Origin of the sequence: Streptomyces sp. CG 926 (assembly GCF_003148825.1) — a bacterium.
In the GTDB taxonomy this organism is placed as follows: Bacteria; Actinomycetota; Actinomycetes; order Streptomycetales; family Streptomycetaceae; genus Streptomyces.
In genome coordinates this window covers 66,998-84,356 of sequence record NZ_QGGZ01000016.1, presented here as the reverse complement: position 1 = coordinate 84,356, position 17,359 = coordinate 66,998, and the positions used below count along the sequence as shown (strand labels likewise).

General features: G+C 72.3%; 10 protein-coding genes. 5 read left to right on the top strand and 5 right to left on the bottom strand.

From position 1 onward, the window contains the following. Nucleotides 1-157: 157 nt before the first annotated feature. Complete coding sequence (locus BCL76_RS33815) at nt 158-1,612, bottom strand: lipase/acyltransferase domain-containing protein (RefSeq protein WP_258310059.1); 1,455 nt, start codon at nt 1,610-1,612, stop codon at nt 158-160. 145 nt (nt 1,613-1,757) lie between these two features. After that, the gene (locus BCL76_RS33810; RefSeq protein WP_109783188.1) at nt 1,758-4,001 is read right to left on the bottom strand and encodes a CHAT domain-containing protein; all 2,244 of its coding nucleotides are present in this window, start codon (nt 3,999-4,001) and stop codon (nt 1,758-1,760) included. Nucleotides 4,002-4,300: 299 nt separating this feature from the next. Here BCL76_RS33810 and BCL76_RS33805 point away from each other — a divergent pair, with 299 nt between their 5' ends. The 3 genes from BCL76_RS33805 (at nt 4,301) to BCL76_RS33795 (ending at nt 7,978) form a co-directional block, all read left to right on the top strand. Continuing rightward, nucleotides 4,301-6,181: a serine/threonine protein kinase gene (locus BCL76_RS33805; RefSeq protein WP_109783187.1), complete on the top strand. Its 1,881-nt coding sequence runs from the start codon at nt 4,301-4,303 to the stop codon at nt 6,179-6,181. A 64-nt stretch (nt 6,182-6,245) separates the two neighbouring features. Further along, nucleotides 6,246-6,626: a VOC family protein gene (locus BCL76_RS33800; RefSeq protein ID WP_109783186.1), complete on the top strand. Its 381-nt coding sequence runs from the start codon at nt 6,246-6,248 to the stop codon at nt 6,624-6,626. A 170-nt stretch (nt 6,627-6,796) separates the two neighbouring features. After that, nucleotides 6,797-7,978, top strand: coding sequence for a sensor histidine kinase (locus BCL76_RS33795; RefSeq protein ID WP_109783185.1), 1,182 nt, complete (start codon nt 6,797-6,799; stop codon nt 7,976-7,978). A gap of 12 nt (nt 7,979-7,990) precedes the next feature. Here BCL76_RS33795 and BCL76_RS33790 read toward each other — a convergent pair whose 3' ends face one another. Both BCL76_RS33790 and BCL76_RS33785 read right to left on the bottom strand, forming a co-directional pair. Beyond that, the gene (locus tag BCL76_RS33790; protein ID WP_109783184.1) at nt 7,991-9,397 is read right to left on the bottom strand and encodes a M1 family metallopeptidase; all 1,407 of its coding nucleotides are present in this window, start codon (nt 9,395-9,397) and stop codon (nt 7,991-7,993) included. 95 nt (nt 9,398-9,492) lie between these two features. Then, complete coding sequence (locus BCL76_RS33785; RefSeq protein ID WP_109783183.1) at nt 9,493-13,404, bottom strand: Pls/PosA family non-ribosomal peptide synthetase; 3,912 nt, start codon at nt 13,402-13,404, stop codon at nt 9,493-9,495. 247 nt (nt 13,405-13,651) lie between these two features. On the opposite strand from BCL76_RS33785, the gene BCL76_RS33780 reads away from it, so the two are divergent. Beyond that, on the top strand, nt 13,652-14,215 hold the full coding sequence (locus BCL76_RS33780; RefSeq protein ID WP_219934008.1) for a hypothetical protein: 564 nt from the start codon (nt 13,652-13,654) through the stop codon (nt 14,213-14,215). Nucleotides 14,216-14,275: 60 nt separating this feature from the next. On the opposite strand, the gene BCL76_RS33775 is transcribed toward BCL76_RS33780, so the two are convergent. Beyond that, nucleotides 14,276-14,686: a Fur family transcriptional regulator gene (locus BCL76_RS33775; protein WP_030762932.1), complete on the bottom strand. Its 411-nt coding sequence runs from the start codon at nt 14,684-14,686 to the stop codon at nt 14,276-14,278. A gap of 401 nt (nt 14,687-15,087) precedes the next feature. Between BCL76_RS33775 and katG the strand changes: the two genes are divergently transcribed. After that, nucleotides 15,088-17,319: a catalase/peroxidase HPI gene (gene katG, locus BCL76_RS33770; protein ID WP_109783182.1), complete on the top strand. Its 2,232-nt coding sequence runs from the start codon at nt 15,088-15,090 to the stop codon at nt 17,317-17,319. Nucleotides 17,320-17,359 lie beyond the last annotated feature (40 nt).

Genomic DNA, 17,359 nt, shown 5'->3' with positions numbered 1-17,359 from the left:
CCGTGGCGCCCACCGGTCACTCAGGCGGCGCGGGCCGCAAGGCAGCCATATACGACAATTACGGGAAATAATGATCCCTGCTGGACGTGCGATTTGGGGATGAATGTAATCGTTGTCACGATTCTCGCCTCGGCGGCAGCGGCTCACTCGGCGGCTCTCAGCCCTGCGCCGCGCCCACACCTCCGGTGCCGCCCACGCCGTCCGTACCTTCCGGGCCGGCGACGACGAACACGTCGGACAGCGGTGCCGTGTCCGCGCCCGCGCTGATCAGCAGGTCGTACGTGCCGGGGGGCAGCACGCCGATGTCGACCCGCTGCCGCCGCCGCGCGACCGTGAGATCGCGGGCCACCACCGGCCGGCCGGTGGTCCGGTCGGTCACCGAGAGTCGCGCCGGCACCTCGGGCAGTTCCCCCTCGCTGAGCGCGCTGATGGCACCGACCTCACAGGCGACCGGTTCGTCGACGAGGTAGAGATCGTCACCGAGGTAGCTGAACCACGAGGTCACGGCGGCGCGCAGATCGTCGATGCGTACGTCGTGCAGCGACTGGAGGATGCCCCCGAGGTGGTCGAGCATCGCGTCCTGGTTCTGCAGGCTCCCGTGCTTCTGCGGGACGAAGGTGCGGGCGTCCTCGGTGCCGGAGAGCGCCGCGGAGAGCTTGGGCACGGTGCCGTCGCCCCCCTCGTCCGCCTCCCCACGGAGCATCAGGGTCTCGACCTTGTGATCGGTGAGCCGGGCCGACTGCCGGGTGGGCTGGTCCATGCCGACGATGGGGTGGTAGACCACCTGGTTGGACTCCCAGGCGGATTGCTGCCGGTTGGCGGTGGCCGCCGTCTCCATCTCGCCGAAGAAGTCGGTGAGGTGGCTGCTCCACTGCGGTTGCCAGCCGGGCAGGCCGGCCTTGGCCGGGGTGGACGCCTCGCCCTCCGGCCCGAACACGCACTTGTAGACGGGTACGAGCTGATGCAGGCCGGTGAAGGAGCGCAGCAGGCGCGTGAGGTCCTTCTCGAACGGGCCGATCCGCTTGTGGAAGCCGTTGCACAGGAACTCGACGGCGTTGAGCGAGCCGTAGTACGGGGTCCCGAAGGTCACGATGGCCCGGGTGTCCTTCCAGCCGCCCAGCACCTCGACGAAGTAGCGGGAGACGAGCCCGCCCATCGAGTGCCCGATCAGGACGAGCTGGGCCGCCGAGTTGCCGCTCGCCGCGCGCCAGTCCCGCAGCCAGACGGCGCTCCGCTCGGCGAGCCCCCGGGCCGCGGCCCGGTTGTCGCGCCGCCAGTCGTACGGGAACGGGAAGTAGTTCTTGCCCTTCTGCAGGTCGAAGCGCGCCAACAGGAACTTCTCGATCGCCGAGTAGCCGTCGATCTTCCACAGGCCGGGCAGGGTGTGCAGATCGGGCACGAGGCGGTCGGCGGCGACGCCGTCGCCGAGATCGTCCACGAGCCAGTCGTCATCGGCGAGTTCGAGGGACTCCAGCGACCCGCCCAGGCTCGCCAGCGCGCCCAGTACCGCCGAGGCGGAGGGCGCCCAGACGTCCTTGCCGTTCCTGGTCAGCACGCTCCCGCCGATTCCGGGGAGCAGTACGACGACATCGGCCATCGGGATCCTGGCCATGAGCGGACCTCCTAGAGGGTGTCTTGTCGATCAGGGCGGATCGGCGAGCGGTGGTCGGTGCCGTGGAACGCAAGGCCGACCGAGGACAACGCGGCGAGGCGCGGCACCGACCACCGCGAGCCCGCCCTGATCGGCAAGACACCCCCTAGCTGCCCCCAGGTCGGACGAACGGGTCGGCCGCGTCCCCGTAGTGCTGGTAGGCGGCCCAGGAACTCCAGCGCTGCCCGCCGGAGGTGACGTCCCGGCCGGCGGGGCCGACGGGACCGGCGGCGCCGTTCGGGCCGCTCGGAGTGCTCGGAGCGCTCGGATCGGCCGTGCTGTCGGCGCCCTGCTCCTGCCCGTCCGCGGCGCGCAGCCCGTAGAGGCGCCGGCGCGCCGCGCGGACGGCGCCGCCCACGGTCGGGGTCGCCTCGCCGGGCCCGCCCTGGAACAGGTGCGTGTAGAACTGATCGGCGAAGGAGATCCCCTGGTCGTCGGGGATCCGCCAGGCCGCCCCGATGTAGTGCCCCACCCCCATGCGCAGGAACTCGTCGGCGAGACTCGGCACGAGCGCGGCCTGTGGGTTCCCCCAGGGACTGCGGCCCGCGAGTGCGGGCTCGGTGGCCGGGGTGCCGGGGCCGGCGGCGTCACCGAGCCGGGCCGTGTAGCAGGCGTTGGCGACGACGATCAGCGGCGGGCGTTCGAGCAGGGCCAGTTCCTGGGCGGTCAGCAGGCCGTCCGCGAAGACCCAGCCCGAGCGCCGCCCCGTGCCGGAGAGGTCGAAGTCGCTGTGTCCGCAGTAGTGGACGATGTGGTTGCCTCCGCACAGCAGGACCCGCAGGACGTCCAGGCGCCGGGCGGGATCGACGCCCGGCTGACGCAGCGAGTTCGCCGCGCCGACGAAGAGACTGACCTTGGCCCCGAGCTCCTTGAGCCGGGAGGCCACCGCCAAGGCCTCCTGGCGGGCTCCCGGCAGGTGGAAGCCCTTCTCCGGGTCTCCCGGGTCGCCGATCACCAGGGCGCGCAGCGGTCCGTCCGCCAGGCTCTCGGTCATCACCCGCGAGTAGGTCGTGCGCAGTTGTCTGGAGAGCTGGGTGCGGATCGCCAGAGGATCGCGCTTGTCCGCCCCCGCCTGCTGGATCTCGGCCAGGAACTCCCAGGGGACGGAGGCCGTGTCCCGGTCCAGTTCCAGCAGCACGGTCGAATCGTCGGTCAGCAGCCGCTGGAAGTCCTGCGGCACCACGAACCGGGACAGCAGGTCGGGCAGTTCGCACGCGTCCTTGACGCTCGGTTCCGTCAGCCGGTCGACGAGTTCCCGCAGCAGGTCCATGTCCACCGGCACGAGCCGTTCCGGTACGGTGGCCCGCCCGGTCAGCGCCGCCCAGCGCAGGCCGCCGACCCCCGACTGGACGGACATCCGGACGGGCACCGCGTCGTCCTGGGCCTCCGCGGGTCTACGGACCGCCAGGGAGAGCTCAGTACGTTCCACCGAGGCCAGGTCCGCCAGTTGCTCACGGATCATCCCCTGGATGTCGGCGTCGAAGCCGGCTAGCACGGTCTGCAGGACGTCCGCCCCGGCCGGCGGGTCCGGGCCGGCTCCGGAGCTGCCCGGGGTGCCGTCACCTGCGGCCGCGCCCACCGTACCGGCGAGGCGGGTGAGCGCCGACAGGGCGTACACCGCGGCGGAGGGCCCGAACAACTCGCCGCCGCTCTCCTCCCGCAGCCAGGGGACGATCCGCAGCTGCGGAAGCTTCGAGGCGGAGTCCGTGAGGGCGAGGTGGAGCTGCTCCGCACGCAGCCGGTCGACCTCCATGACGAGTACGTCGGTGAGCCCGGGCGGCGGTGCGGGCGGCCCGAGCGGCGCGAGGGCGTCGGCGAAGCCCCGGACGAGGGCGCGGGCCGCCTGTTTGACGGTCAGATTGCCGGTGCCGGAGCCGATGAGCACGGTGGTCATGGTCCCGACATGGCCGAGCCCGAGCGCTTCCCCGAGCAGGGAGGCGTACATCTGGACGGCACGGCGTTCCGTCAAGGTGCCCATCGGTCCCATGCCGACGACGGCGGCGCACCGCACGGGGCCCTCCTTGCAGGGGAAGTAGGTGACCTCGCCCAACTGGGCGTCGATCCAGCCGAGCTTGGTGTGCTCCGTGATGACCCGGCGGGGGTCTACGGAGATGGCCCGGTCGAGTGCGAGTTCCGCCGCGGCGGGCACTACCGATTGGTAATGGCCCGTGACGTGCAGATCGGCCGCGATCTGCGCGATGTCACCCCAGATCACCGTGATGTTGAGCGTTGGACCATCGGTGCGAGGCGGCCGGTCGGGGGCGGGAGCGGGGAACCGCGCGGGCGGGTTGGAGGCCGTCGGCACGTCCTCCAGCAGGTCAGCGATGCGAGCGGCGGCGGGGGTGCTCACCACGCTCCTCCCTTCGAGTCGCCCGAGCTTCTCGATCCGAGTGCGTCACATCTGTCTCCCCAACTGGATTATCCCACTACTGACGGGGGCGGCCAGTGGGGCCTGCGCCCGGTCCGAGCCGGGTCCGAGCCGGGTCCGAACCGGGGCGGGCCCGGCGAGCAGGACACGTCGGCCCTGCCCGGCGATTCCTCGTCCCACGGCGAAATCGGGATCAACTCGGCGTTCGGCGACCCGCGTTGCCGTCCCGGGATCTTCAGGGTTAGATTCCTGGAAACTTCTCCAATTCGAGCGGGGCTGACGTGTTAGAGCTGACGGGGAGCGGCGCCGAACCGCTGGCGGCGGAGGATCCACGCCGGATCGGGTCGATCCCGCTCGCGGGCCGGCTCGGGGCCGGCGGCATGGGGCGCGTCTACCTGGGGGTCCGTGACGGGCGGTACGTCGCTGTCAAACAGCTGCTGACCTCGGTCGTCGGTGAGGACCAGGACTTCCTGCGCAGATTCGGGCACGAGTTGGACAACCTCGCCCGGCTCCCCGCGGGCGCCACCGCGCCGCTGCTCGACAGCGATCGCACCGCCACTCCCCCGTGGTTCGCCACCGCCTACATCCCCGGGCTCACCCTGCGGGAGGCCATCGCACTGCACGGCGGTCCGCTGCCCGCCCGCGCACTGTGGCTGTTGCTGCGCGAAGCCGCGGCGGGACTGGCCGCGGTGCACGCGCTGGACATGGTGCACCGGGACCTCAAGCCCTCCAACGTCATGCTGACCCTCGGCGGTCTCACGCTCATCGACTTCGGCGTGGCCCGGGCCGCCGAGCAGAGCCAACTGACCCGGACCGGCATGGTCGTGGGTACACCCGCCTACATGGCACCCGAACAGGCCTCGGGTCGCAAGCGGTTGAGCGGCGCCACCGATGTGTTCGCGCTGGGCTCCGTACTGGCGTACGCGGCCTGCGGTCAGCCGCCGTTCGGCGACGAGTCGGGGCACGGGGTGCTGTACCGCATCGTCCACGAGGAGCCCGACCTGGAGCCGTTGCGGGATCTGGAGCCGGACCTAGCCGAGCTCGTCGCGGCCTGCCTCGACAAAGACCCCGAGGGTCGGCCCACCGCCACCGAACTCCTGGCACAGGCCTCCGCGCACGGCCCGTTCACCGACCCGCTGTGGCCTGCGGCCGTCACCGAGCGCCTGACCGAGCGGGCCGCCTTCGCCGCGCACGTGCAGGAGCCCGACGTACCGACGATCCCGCTCACCGGGGAGAAGACGGAAGCCGAGCCGGAGCCCGGGAGGTCACCGGCCCCCGTCGCGCCCGCGGCCCCCGCTCCCCCGGCCACGGTCCGGCCGGAACGGGCCGAGCGCCGGCGCCGGACCCGTGTCCTGCTCGCCGTCCTGCCCGTCGTCGTGGTCGCGGGCGGTACGACCCTCGCCATCCAGCACCTGCCGTACACCTCCGCGCCGCAGGCCGGGGCCGCGAACTCCCCGTCCACCCCGGTCACGGCGCCGGCCGACCCGACGGCCTCGGCGGCCGGCGGCAGCCCTTCCGGGACGGCGGCGCCCACGCAGCCACCGGGCCAGGACCCGGCACAGGGCGGGACGGGCGCTCCCCCGGCCGAGGCCGCAGGAGGCGTGGGCGGCGCCCCCGGGACCGACCCCGGCAACCGTCCCGGCTCCGGCGGCGCACAGCCCGGCTCGGGCAGCGCCGGAAACCCCGGAAACTCCGGCAACGCAGGCAACCCCGCGAACGCGGGCGGCTCCGGCGGTACGCGCCCCTCCAACGGCGGGACCTCCACCGCACCCACCACCGCGGCGCCCCCGGCGCCTCCCGCATCCGGCACCTACCGCTTCCGCAACGGCAACAACGGCAAGTGCATCACCCAGGTCTTCGGCGCCTCGGACTACGGCGACTGCGCGGACGCCAGCACCCGATGGACCGTCCGGAGCAGGCCGGACGGCAGCTTCAAGCTGGAGAACCAGCAGGGCGGCGGCTGCCTGTACGCCAACATGCTCGGCCAGGCGGTCTTCGTCGGGGACTGCTCGGGCGGCACCGCGCAGCTGTGGCGTACGGGCTCGGGAGGCAGCCTCCGCAACGACTTCAGCGGGGGCTGTCTCGACCTGGGCATGAGCAGCGGCCTGGTGACCAAGACGTGCGGCGGGGAGGCGTCGCAGCGCTGGACGAAGCAGAGCTAGGGCGCGTCCTTCGGATCAGGGCGGATCTTGCCGGGCGGTCCGGAGCTCGGGCAGGCTGTGCGCCATGGTTTCAGTGGTGCAGAACGTGGCGATCGACTGTTCGGATGCGTATGAGTTGGCTCGGTTCTGGAGCGAAGTGACGGGTTCTCCGCTGCATCCCGAGGTCCGACCGGGCGACCAGGAGACCGTGGTGATGCTCGCGGAGGGCCCGCTGCTCTACTTCAACCAGGTCCCGGAGCCGAAGACCGTCAAGAACCGGATCCACCTCTGTCTGCGTCCGACGGCCTCGCGCGAGGAGGAGGTCGAGCGGCTGTTGAAGCTCGGAGCCACCCTGGTCGTCGATCGCCGGCAGCCCGACGGCACGGGTTGGGCGGTGCTCGCCGATCCTGAAGGCAATGAATTCTGCGTCCTGCGCGGCGAGTCCGATCACGCCGCGACGACCTGAGAGGTCGGTACCGACCGGTCGTGACGGCGGGCCCAGGGCCCGGCGGAGGGGGGCTTCGATCACTCCCCGCGAGCGTCCGGAAGCGTAGCGCGCGAACCGCGGATCCCGGTCCGTACGACTACGACTTTTGGCGGAGGGACCGGGCCTGCCGATGATCTAATCTGCGCGCTATGTGGTCTCCTCTCCTCCGCTTCCTCGCCGCTTCCGGCAAGGCGGCGGTCCTGCTGCGGTCCCTCGCAGCCTGTGTGCTCGCGGCCGCGGCCTGGGCGGATGTACGGGCCGGGGTGTACACCGGACCGGCCTCGCAGGGCCTGCTCGCGCTGTCGGCCGCCGTCGTGGGCGCCGCTCTGCTCCCGCTGCCCCTGCTCGAACGGGCTCGGTCGTTCGTCTACGTCGGGGGCGCCGCCGCCACGGCCTCGCTGGTCTGCTCGGCGGCCCTGCACCTGGGCCACGACGCCGCCGGCGCCGCGTCCGCCCACGAGGCGTTCGAGCCGGTCGCCCTCCTGGTGGTGCTGGCCTTCGTCATCAGGCGGGGCCCAGTCACCTCCGGCCCGCCGGTCGCCCTGCTGCTGGCGGCGGCCGTCGTTCTGCGTCCCCTGTCCACCGGCGTGCGCGAGGACGGTCTGCTCGCGGCGTTCGGCCTCACCCTGGCCACCGTCGTGGTGGCGGGGGCGAGTGTGACGGCGCGCATGGTGGTGGCGGTCCGGCGGCAGCGCGCACACCGTACCCGGCTCGAACAACGGATCGAGCTGGCCAGGGATCTGCACGACTACGTCGCCCACCACGTGACCGGCATCGTGGTGCAGGCCCAAGGCGCCCGGGCGGTCGCCGCGAGGCGGCCCGACCTGGTCCCGCCGGCTCTGCAGCGCATCGAGGAGACGGGCGCCGAGACCCTGGCGTCCATGCGGCGGATGGTCGCCGGGCTCGGGGCCGGCGAGAGCGACGTACCGCCGGCCGCGCCCGCCGGTATGGACGACCTACGGGCCCTGGTGCGGGGGTTCGCCCTGAACGGGGTCCCGGCGTACCTCACCGAGGAAGGACCGACGGACACCGTGCCGCCCGAGGTGGCCGCGACCCTGCACCGGGTGACGGTGGAGTCCCTGACCAACACCCGCAAGCCCGCCCGCCACTGCCGCCACGTCAGCGTCCATGTGCGCGTCCGGCCCCACGAGGCAGCCGTACGGATAACCAACGACGGGACGGCCCACCGGACCGCCCTCTCGGGCTACGACCTGAAGGGCATCGGCGAACGCGTCACCCTGGCCGGCGGCACCTTCCGGGCGGAGGCCACCGCCGAGGGCGACTGGCAGGTACGGGCCCGGATGCCTCTCACCACACCCCGCCCGGCCTAGGCCGAGCCGAGACTAGGCCGAGGTCTTGCCCCGGCCGCCCTTGGAGCCGCCGTTCGTCGGCGGATAGCCGGGCCTCGCCGGTATCGGCGGCCGGGGCGGCGCCGGCAGGGGTGGCAGGGCCGGCGTGTGCAGCCAGGCGGCGAACAGGTCGTCGAGCGGCTCGACCGTGTAGCGGGCGACGTGCTGGGTGAGGGCCAGGGTGGACACCACCCCGTGGCGGTGCACGGTGGCCCAGTCGCGCAGCATGCGGAAGAACGCGCTGTCGCCGAGCGCGCAGCGGATCGCGTGCACGGTGAGGCCGCCGCGCTGGTACAGGCGGTCGTCGAACATCAGCTTGCGGCCGGGGTCGGCCAGCCGCAGGTCCTGCGGCTGTGTGGCCAACAGACGGTGCGCCGCCGCCGCCTTTTCGTGCGCGGTGCGGCCGCCGGAGCGTTCCGACCAGAGCCATTCGGCGTACTTCGCGAAGCCCTCGTTCAGCCAGATGTGCCGCCAGTCGGCGATGGTCACGCTGTTGCCGAACCACTGGTGCGCGAGCTCGTGGGCGACGAGGCGTTCCGAGCCGCGGACGCCGTCCACGTGGTTGGCGCCGAAGGTGGACAGGCCCTGCGCCTCCACCGGGACGTCCAGTTCCTCGTCGGCGACGACCACCACGTACTCGCCGAAGGGGTAGGGCCCGAAGAGTTCCTCGAACAACGCCATCATGGCGGGCTGCCGGGCGAAGTCCCGGGAGAACCGCGGCAGCAGGTGCGCCGGGACATGCGCGCTCTGCGGCACACCGCCGAGGCCTGGATCGCCGAGGAGCACCGTCTGGTACATGCCGATGGACAGGCCGACCAGGTAGCTGGAGGTCGGCGCGGACTGCTCGTAGACCCAGGTGGTCGTGCTGGCCTTCGTCGTGCGCGTGAGGAGCCGGCCACCGGCCACGACCGTGTAGGGGGACGGCGTGTTGACCGAGATGTGGTACGAGGCCTTGTCGGCGGGCCGGTCGTTGCACGGGTACCAGGAGGGCGCGCCGACGGGCTGGCTGGCCACCAGCGCGCCGTCGGTCAGTTCCTCCCAGCCGAGTCCGCCCCACGGGCTGCGCACCGGCTTGGGGTTGCCCGCCCAGTGCACCTCGACGGTGAAAGCGGAGCCGGCGGGCAGCGGCTTGGCCGGGCGGATCCGGAGTTTGCCGCCGCGGTGGGTGTACTGCGGCGCCCGGCCGTTCACCAGGACCCGGCCTATTCTGAATTCGGCCAGGTTCAGGTGGAATTCGGTGAGCGGCGCCCGACCGGCGATCGCGCTGAGCCGGGCCGTGCCCGCGAGCCGGTTGGGCCCGGGCCGGTACTCCAGAGCGAGTTCGTACCGGTGCACTCGGTAACGGGAGTCGCCGTTGGCCGGGAAGTACGGGTCCGATGGCTCTGTTCTCTGGCCGCTCACTGCCGCTTCCGCTCCCTGCGCTGTGCTCGTACGACGTGCTGGTGTACCGGTGTGCCGGTGCCGCCCTGCTGCCTATCGCGGCGGGAACGGCCCGGTCAGGACCGCCACGCCTCGATCGGATTGCCCAGCCAGCGGGTGTCGGCGGGGACGGATTCCCCGGCCATCACGAGGGATGCGGGGCCCAGTGTGCTGCGGGCCCCTACCGTGCTCCCGGGCAGGACGATTCCGCCCGGGCCCAGGGTGGCGCCCTCACGGAGCACCACAGTATCCGTCCTCAAGATCCGGTCGTGGAAGAGGTGTGTCTGCAACACACAGCCGCGGTTCACGCTGACCCCGTCGCCCAGCACGACCAGGTCCGTTTCGGGCAGCCAGTAGCTCTCGCACCAGACGCCCCGGCCGATCCGGCCGCCGAGCGCGCGCAGCCACAGGGCCAGCACCGGGGTACCGGGGACCGAGCCGGCCAGCCACGGCACGGCCAGGACCTCGACGAAGGTGTCGGCCAGTTCGTTGCGCCACACGAAGCCGCTCCACAGCGGGTGCTCCCCCGTCCGGTGCCGACCCACCAGCAGCCATTTGGCGGTCACCGCGACCGCGCAGGCGGCCGTGCCGGCGGCGAGCAGGACCGCTCCGGACAGCAGCGCGGCTCCCCAGATCCCCGTACCGCTCCGCATGATCAGGGCGCAGAGGCCCGCCCCGGTCAGCACGGCCAGGGCCGCCGAGCAGAAGACCGGGACGAGCCGGCACAGTTCGACGAGGCCGCGCGCCCACAGCAGCCGCGCGGGCGGCTCGTAGGTACGGCTCTGGTCGGCGTCCGCGGTGGACCGGGGCAGCCGGACCGGCGGGAGACCCAGGTAGGAGCTGCCCTTCTTGGCCTTCTTCGGGGTGGCGGACAGGACGCCGACCAGTCCGTCGTCCGGCACGGTGCGGCCCGGGGCGGTCATGCCGGAGTTCCCGAGGAAGGCGCGGCGGCCGATCTCGGAGTGTCCGATGCGCATCCAGCCGCCGCCGAGCTCGTAGGGGGCGGTCAGGGTGTCGTCGGCGAGGAAGGCGCCTTCGCCGACGGTGGTGAGGCTGGGCAGGGCGAGCACGGTGGACACCTCGGCGCCCCGGCCGATCTTCATGCCGAGCAGCCGTAGCCAGACCGGGGTGATCAGTCCGGCGTACAGCGGGAAGAGCGTCTCGCGGGACAGGTCCATCAGCTGGGTGACCGTCCAGGCCTGCCAGCCGATCCTGCTGTGCGTCGGATGGGTGCCGGTCCGCAGGCCCAGGCTGAGCAGGCGTACGGAGACCAGCAGCAGGCCCGCGTACGCGAACCCGTAGGCGAGCGCCGCGGGCACCACGGCGAGCAGCGCTCCGCGCAGTGCTTCGGTGAGCCCGGCGTCGGCGGGGACGAAGCGGCTGACGACGAGCAGGGCGGGCAGTGCGGCGAGCACGGGCAGGGCCGTGAGGCCGAAGCCGGCCGCTCCGTAAGCGGCCCGCCAGGGGAGCCCGCGCGGCGGGCGTTCCGTGGGCCAGTTGTGCTTGGCCTTGCCGAGTTTCCCGGCGGGTGCGCCGGCCCAGCGCTGGCCGGTCGGGATCTGTCCGACGACGGCGGAGCCGGGGGCCACCTCGGCGCGCTTTCCGACCCGCGCGCCGGGGAAGAGGATGCTGCGGGTGCCGACCACCGCGCCCGCGCCGACCTTGATCGCGCCGATCTCCAGGTGGTCCCCGTCCAGCCAGTGGCCGCAGAGGTCCACCTCGGATTCCACGGCGCAGCCTCGGCCGAGTTTGAGCATGCCCGTGACCGGGGGCAGGGAGTGCAGGTCCACCTCGGGGCCGATCTTGGCACCGAGGGCCCGGCCGTAGCGTTCCAGCCAGGAACCGGTGAGGGAGGTGGCGCCGGCGCATTCGGCGAGCCGTTCGGCGGTCCAGAGCCGCAGGTGGACGCTTCCGCCTCGCGGGTGGCGTCCGGCGTGCACGCCGCGCAGCAGGAGGCGGGCTCCGCCGGCGGCGATCGCGAGCCGGCCGGGCGGGCTGTGGAGCAGCAGCGCTCCGGCGGCGACGAGCCACCACGAGGCGGTCGGCGCCCACGGGAAGGGCCCGAAGTGGTGCAGTACGTTGCCCAGGGCGAGCAGGGCGACCGTCCAACGCAGTCCCACCAGGGTGAAGAGCGGGATCAGCAGCAGCGACTGGGCCACCTGGGAACGCAGCGGCACCGGTGCGACGGTGCGGGCCGCGCCGTCGCCCTGGGCGGACTTCTCCAGGTGCCGGGCCAGCTTGCGCAGGGTGGGCTGCTGGTAGATGTCGAGGACGGCCGCGCTCGGGTAGCGGGTGCGCAGCCGGGTGGTGAGCTGGGCGGCGGCGAGGCTGCCGCCGCCGATGGCGAAGAAGTCGTCGGTGGCGCCGGCGACGGTGACGCCGAGGGTTTCGCTCCACTGCTCGGCGAGCCAGGCCTCGGTCCCGTAGAGCTGCTCGGTGGGGCCGGAGGTCTCCAGGTCGGGCAGCGGCCACGGCAGTGCGGCCCGGTCGACCTTGCCGGAGGTGCGGGTGGGCAGCTCGGCGACGGGTGCGAGCAGCGGTACGAGCGCGGCGGGCAGCTCGGCGCGCAGCCGGGTCACGGCAGCCGCGTGGTCCCAGCCGTCCTGGGTGACGAGGTAGCCGACGAGCAGCTGGTTGCCGCTGCGCGCGGTGCGGACGGCGGCGGCCGCGCCCGCGACGCCGGGCAGCGCCTGGAGCGCGGCGTCCACCTCACCGAGCTCGATCCGGCGGCCGCCGAGCTTGATCTGCTCGTCGGCGCGGCCGAGGAAGACGAGGCCTTCCGGTTCGGCGCGTACGAGGTCGCCGCTGCGGTAGGCGCGCTGCCAGCCGAGGGTCTCGAGCGGGGCGTACTTCTCGGCGTCCTTGTCGGGGTCCAGATAGCGGGCGAGGCCCACCCCGCCGATCACGAGCTGGCCGCTGCCGCCCATGGCCACCGGTTCGCCGGACTCGTCGACGACGGCCAGTTCCCAGCCGTTCAACGGGAGGCCGATCCGGATCGGCTCCTCGCCGGTCAGCAGGGCGGCGCAGGCGACGACGGTGGCCTCGGTGGGGCCGTAGGTGTTCCAGACCTCGCGGCCTTCGGTGACCAGGCGCTGGGTGAGCTCGGGCGGGCAGGCCTCACCGCCGAAGATCAGGAGTCGGACCTCGTTGAGCGCCTCGGGCTCCCAGAGCGCGGCCAGGGTCGGCACGGTGGAGACCACGGTGATCTCCTGCTCCACGAGCCAGGGGCCGAGGTCGGCGCCGCTGCGGACCTGGGAGCGGGGCACGGGCACGAGGCAGGCGCCGTAGCGCCAGGCCAGCCACATCTCCTCGCAGGAGGCGTCGAAGGCGACGGACAGTCCGGCCATGACGCGGTCGCCGGGGCCGATGGGCTCCTCGGTGAGGAACAGCGCGGCTTCGGCGTCCACGAAGGCGGCGGCGCTGCGGTGGCTGACGGCGACGCCCTTGGGCTTGCCGGTGGAGCCGGAGGTGAAGATGATCCACGCGTCGTGCTCGGGGCCGGGGCGGGAGGCGGCCGCGCGGGCGCCGGGCTCCGGGGTGCGGCCGGGGTGGATGCGCTGCCCGCCGCCGAGGACGGCGCGGACCCCGGCCTCGCCGAAGACCAGGTCGGCCCGCTCGTCCGGGTCCTCGGCGTCGACGGGTACGTAGGCGGCGCCGGCGGCGAGGACCGCGAGGACGGCCACGTACAGCTCGTTGGTCCCGGACGGCACGCGGACGCCGACCCGGTCGCCGAGTCCTACCCCGGCGGCCGCGAGGGCCCGGCGCCGGCGTTCGACCTCGACGGCGAGTGCCCGGTAGGTCAATCGGGTGGTTCCGTCGTCGAGGGCGAGCTCGTCGGGGTAGGTCCGTACGGTGGCCTCGAAGATGTCGACGAGGGTGCGGGTGGGGGCGGCGGGCCCCGAGGTGAACCGGGCGGACTTGCCGGACTCCTCCAGCGTCTCCCCGTCGTCGAGCAGAGTGAGTTCACCGTGCTCAGGTGTGACTGCCATCGGCCCTCGCGTCTCGTTCCCGGCAGCATCCGGGTCGCCGGCGGAGCCCGGGTCTGCCCAGGTTGTTCCGGCCCAGCGCCAAACAACCCACCAGTCTAGTGCGCCATCAAGGATTTTCTTGTTGAAGCCTTGCGCATGGCCGGTAAGAGACGGTATTAGCGCCACGCTGCAAGGGGGAATTCAGACCGTCGGGCCGTTGCCGGGGCGGCACGGACCGTGATCGGCGGCTCGCCTATCGTCGGCCGATATGAAGGATCACTTTGCGCCCACGCAGCGCTTTCTCGTGCTCCACGACTACGGCATGGGCGGCCTGTGGTGGTGGGTCCACGCGCGATCGGTACGGGAGGTGCGCGAGACGTTCGCGGAGGTGGAGGTCGTCGAGACCCAGGAGACGGTCGCGGAGGCCGAGGGCTGGGATCTGGAGGAGGTCCGGGTCGACGGGGCGAGCACGCCCGCCGGGTTGGCGGACCTGCGGGCCCTGCGGGAGGCCCAGCGCGGCCTGGACGGCTTCGGGGCGCTCGCCGACCGGGAGATCGTGTGGCTGCGGCGCTCCTGGGACGAGGAGGACGGCGAGGGCCGGACCCTGTACCTGCTGGAGGTCGGGTCCGACGGTCGCAGGCTGCGTCAGGTCGAACGGGGCCCGGACGGCCGCGGTGTGCGCAGCGATCCGGACGACTGGGCCTTCAACCCGCCGCTCTTCGACCTCTTCGACCCCGAACTGGTGGGCATGGAGATCGGCGAGGAGGAGTTCGAGGCGGCCTGGCGCGGCGCCCGGCACGTGGACGAGGTGGAGCAGGAAGGACAGGGATAGGGCACGGGCAGGGGCGCGGGCGGGCGTCGGGCGTCGGGCGGGAAGTATCCGGCGGGTGCGCTACGCGCAGTCCGGGCACAGGCCCCGGTAGGTGACCTCGACCCCGGACACGGCGAATCCGAAGCGCTCGTCCGCCGGGAGGCCGGCCAGCGGGTCGTCCGTCGGGTGGACGTCACGGATGAGTCCGCAGGCGGAGCACACCAGGTGCTGGTGCGGGTGATGCGCGTTGGGGTCGTAGCGCTTGGCCCGGCCGTCGGTGTTCACCTCGACGACCTCGCCGAGGGCGACCAGTTCGCCCAGCGCGTTGTAGACGGTCGCCCGGGAGATCTCCGGCAACCGCCGCGCCGCACGGGCGTGCACCTCGTCCGCCGTGAGGTGCACGTGGTCACCGTCCAGGACCTCCGCGACCACGCGCCGCTGCGAGGTCATCCGCCAGCCACGCCCGCGCAAACGCCCCAGCAGGTCACTCATATGGGCCCACCTCTTCAGCTTCGACGGGTGCTCCGAAGGTTGTCGGCCGACATCCGGGATCCGAACGAATGTGGACCTGGTGTCCTTCTTGACTTGGATTCCGTCCATCGTAGGATCGGTTTCGTAGATAGCCAAGAGACAGGAAGACTCCGGAGCGGCAGGTGACGAAGACGCGACGGATCACCGCCGGGGCGCTGCTCGGCGCCGACCCGCGCACACCCGCCGCCGGCGTCCCACTTCTCGCAACCGTCCGGGACGGTGACACCTCGGCTTCGTGGCGATCGACGACGCCGAGTCCATGCGCTCGGGGCCCCGCGCCCCGGCTGTTCCATCGCAATCGGTCGCAATCAGTCGCATTCAGTTCCTGAACACCGTGATCCGCCTGGTACGGAAGGATTCCCATGTCTGAGAACCATGATGCAATCGTCACAGACGCCAAGTCGGAGGGTGGGGACGGCTGTCCGGTAGCCCACGGACGAGCCCCGCACCCGACTCAAGGCGGCGGAAACCGCCAGTGGTGGCCTGAACGGCTCAACCTGAAGATCCTCGCCAAGAACCCCGCCGTCGCGAACCCCCTCGGTGAGGAGTTCGACTACGCCGCGGCGTTCGAGACCCTCGATCTTCCCGCCGTCAAGCGGGACATCGCGGACGTGCTGACCACCTCCCAGGACTGGTGGCCCGCCGACTTCGGCCACTACGGCCCGTTCATGATCCGTATGGCCTGGCACAGTGCGGGCACCTATCGGATCAGCGACGGCCGCGGCGGCGCCGGCGCCGGCCAGCAACGTTTCGCCCCCCTCAACAGCTGGCCGGACAACGGCAACCTCGACAAGGCCCGCCGTCTGCTGTGGCCGGTCAAGAAGAAGTACGGCCAGAGCCTCTCGTGGGCCGACCTCATGATCCTCACCGGCAACGTGGCCCTGGAGTCGATGGGCTTCGAGACCTTCGGCTTCGGCGGCGGCCGCGCCGACGTGTGGGAGCCCGACGAGGACGTCTACTGGGGCCCCGAGACCACCTGGCTCGACGACGAGCGCTACACCGGCGACCGCGAGCTGGAGAACCCGCTCGGCGCGGTCCAGATGGGCCTCATCTACGTCAACCCCGAGGGCCCGAACGGCAACCCGGACCCGATCGCCGCGGCCCGCGACATCCGCGAGACGTTCCGCCGGATGGCGATGAACGACGAGGAGACGGTGGCCCTGATCGCGGGCGGCCACACCTTCGGCAAGACCCACGGCGCGGGCCCGGCGGAGAGCGTCGGCGCCGACCCCGAGGCCGCCCCGATGGAGGCGCAGGGGCTGGGCTGGAGCAATTCCTTCGGCACCGGCAAGGGTGGCGACGCGATCACCAGCGGTCTCGAAGGCATCTGGACCAACACCCCCATCACCTGGGACAACACCTTCTTCGAGATCCTGTTCGGCTACGAGTGGGAGCTGTTCAAGAGCCCCGCCGGGGCGCACCAGTGGCGGCCGAAGGAGGGCGCCGGCGCGGGTACCGTGCCCGACGCCCACGACCCGTCCAAGACGCACGCCCCGACGATGCTGACGACCGACCTCTCCCTGCGGTTCGACCCCGCCTACGAGCAGATCTCCCGGCGCTTCCTCGCGAATCCCGCCGAGTTCGCCGACGCGTTCGCGCGCGCCTGGTTCAAGCTGACCCACCGTGACATGGGCCCGGTCGTGCGCTACCTCGGCCCGGAGGTCCCGACCGAGACGCTGCTGTGGCAGGACCCGCTCCCCGCGGTGACGCACGAGCTCGTCGACGCCGCCGATGTCGCCGCGCTCAAGGAGCGGGTCCTCGCCTCGGACCTGTCGGTGTCCCAGCTCATCTCGGTCGCGTGGGCCTCGGCTTCGTCGTTCCGCGGCAGCGACAAGCGGGGCGGCGCCAACGGCGCCCGGATCCGCCTCCAGCCGCAGAGCGGATGGGAGGTCAACGACCCGGACCAGCTGGCCACGGTGCTGCGCACCCTGACCGGGATCCAGGAGTCCTTCAACTCCGCCCAGAGCGGCGGCAAGCGGATCTCGCTCGCGGACCTGATCGTGCTGGCCGGCGCGGCCGCCGTCGAACAGGCCGCGAAGGACGGCGGGTTCGCCGTCCAGGTCCCCTTCGCCCCGGGCCGCGTGGACGCGACGCAGGAGCAGACGGACGTGGAGTCGTTCGCCGCGCTGGAGCCGGTCGCCGACGGGTTCCGCAACTACCTCGGGAAGGGCAACCGGCTGCCGGCCGAGTACCTGCTGCTCGACCGGGCGAACCTGCTGACCCTGAGCGCCCCCGAGATGACGGCCCTGGTCGGTGGCCTGCGTGTGCTGGGGGCGAACCACCAGCAGACCCCGCTCGGTGCCTTCACCGCGACCCCCGGGTCCCTCACCAACGACTTCTTCGTCAACCTGCTCGACCTGGGTACGACGTGGTCGGCGACGTCCGAGGACGCGAACGCGTTCGAGGGCCGCGACGCCGCCACCGGCCGGGTCAAGTGGACAGGCACCCGTGCCGACCTCGTCTTCGGGTCGAACTCGGAGCTGCGCGCACTCGCGGAGGTCTACGCGAGCGACGACGCGAAGGAGAAGTTCGTGAAGGACTTCGTCGCTGCGTGGGACAAGGTGATGAACCTCGACCGGTTCGACCTCGCCTGATCCTGAGCTCCGGGCCGGCCGCGCGCGGCCGGCCCGGACG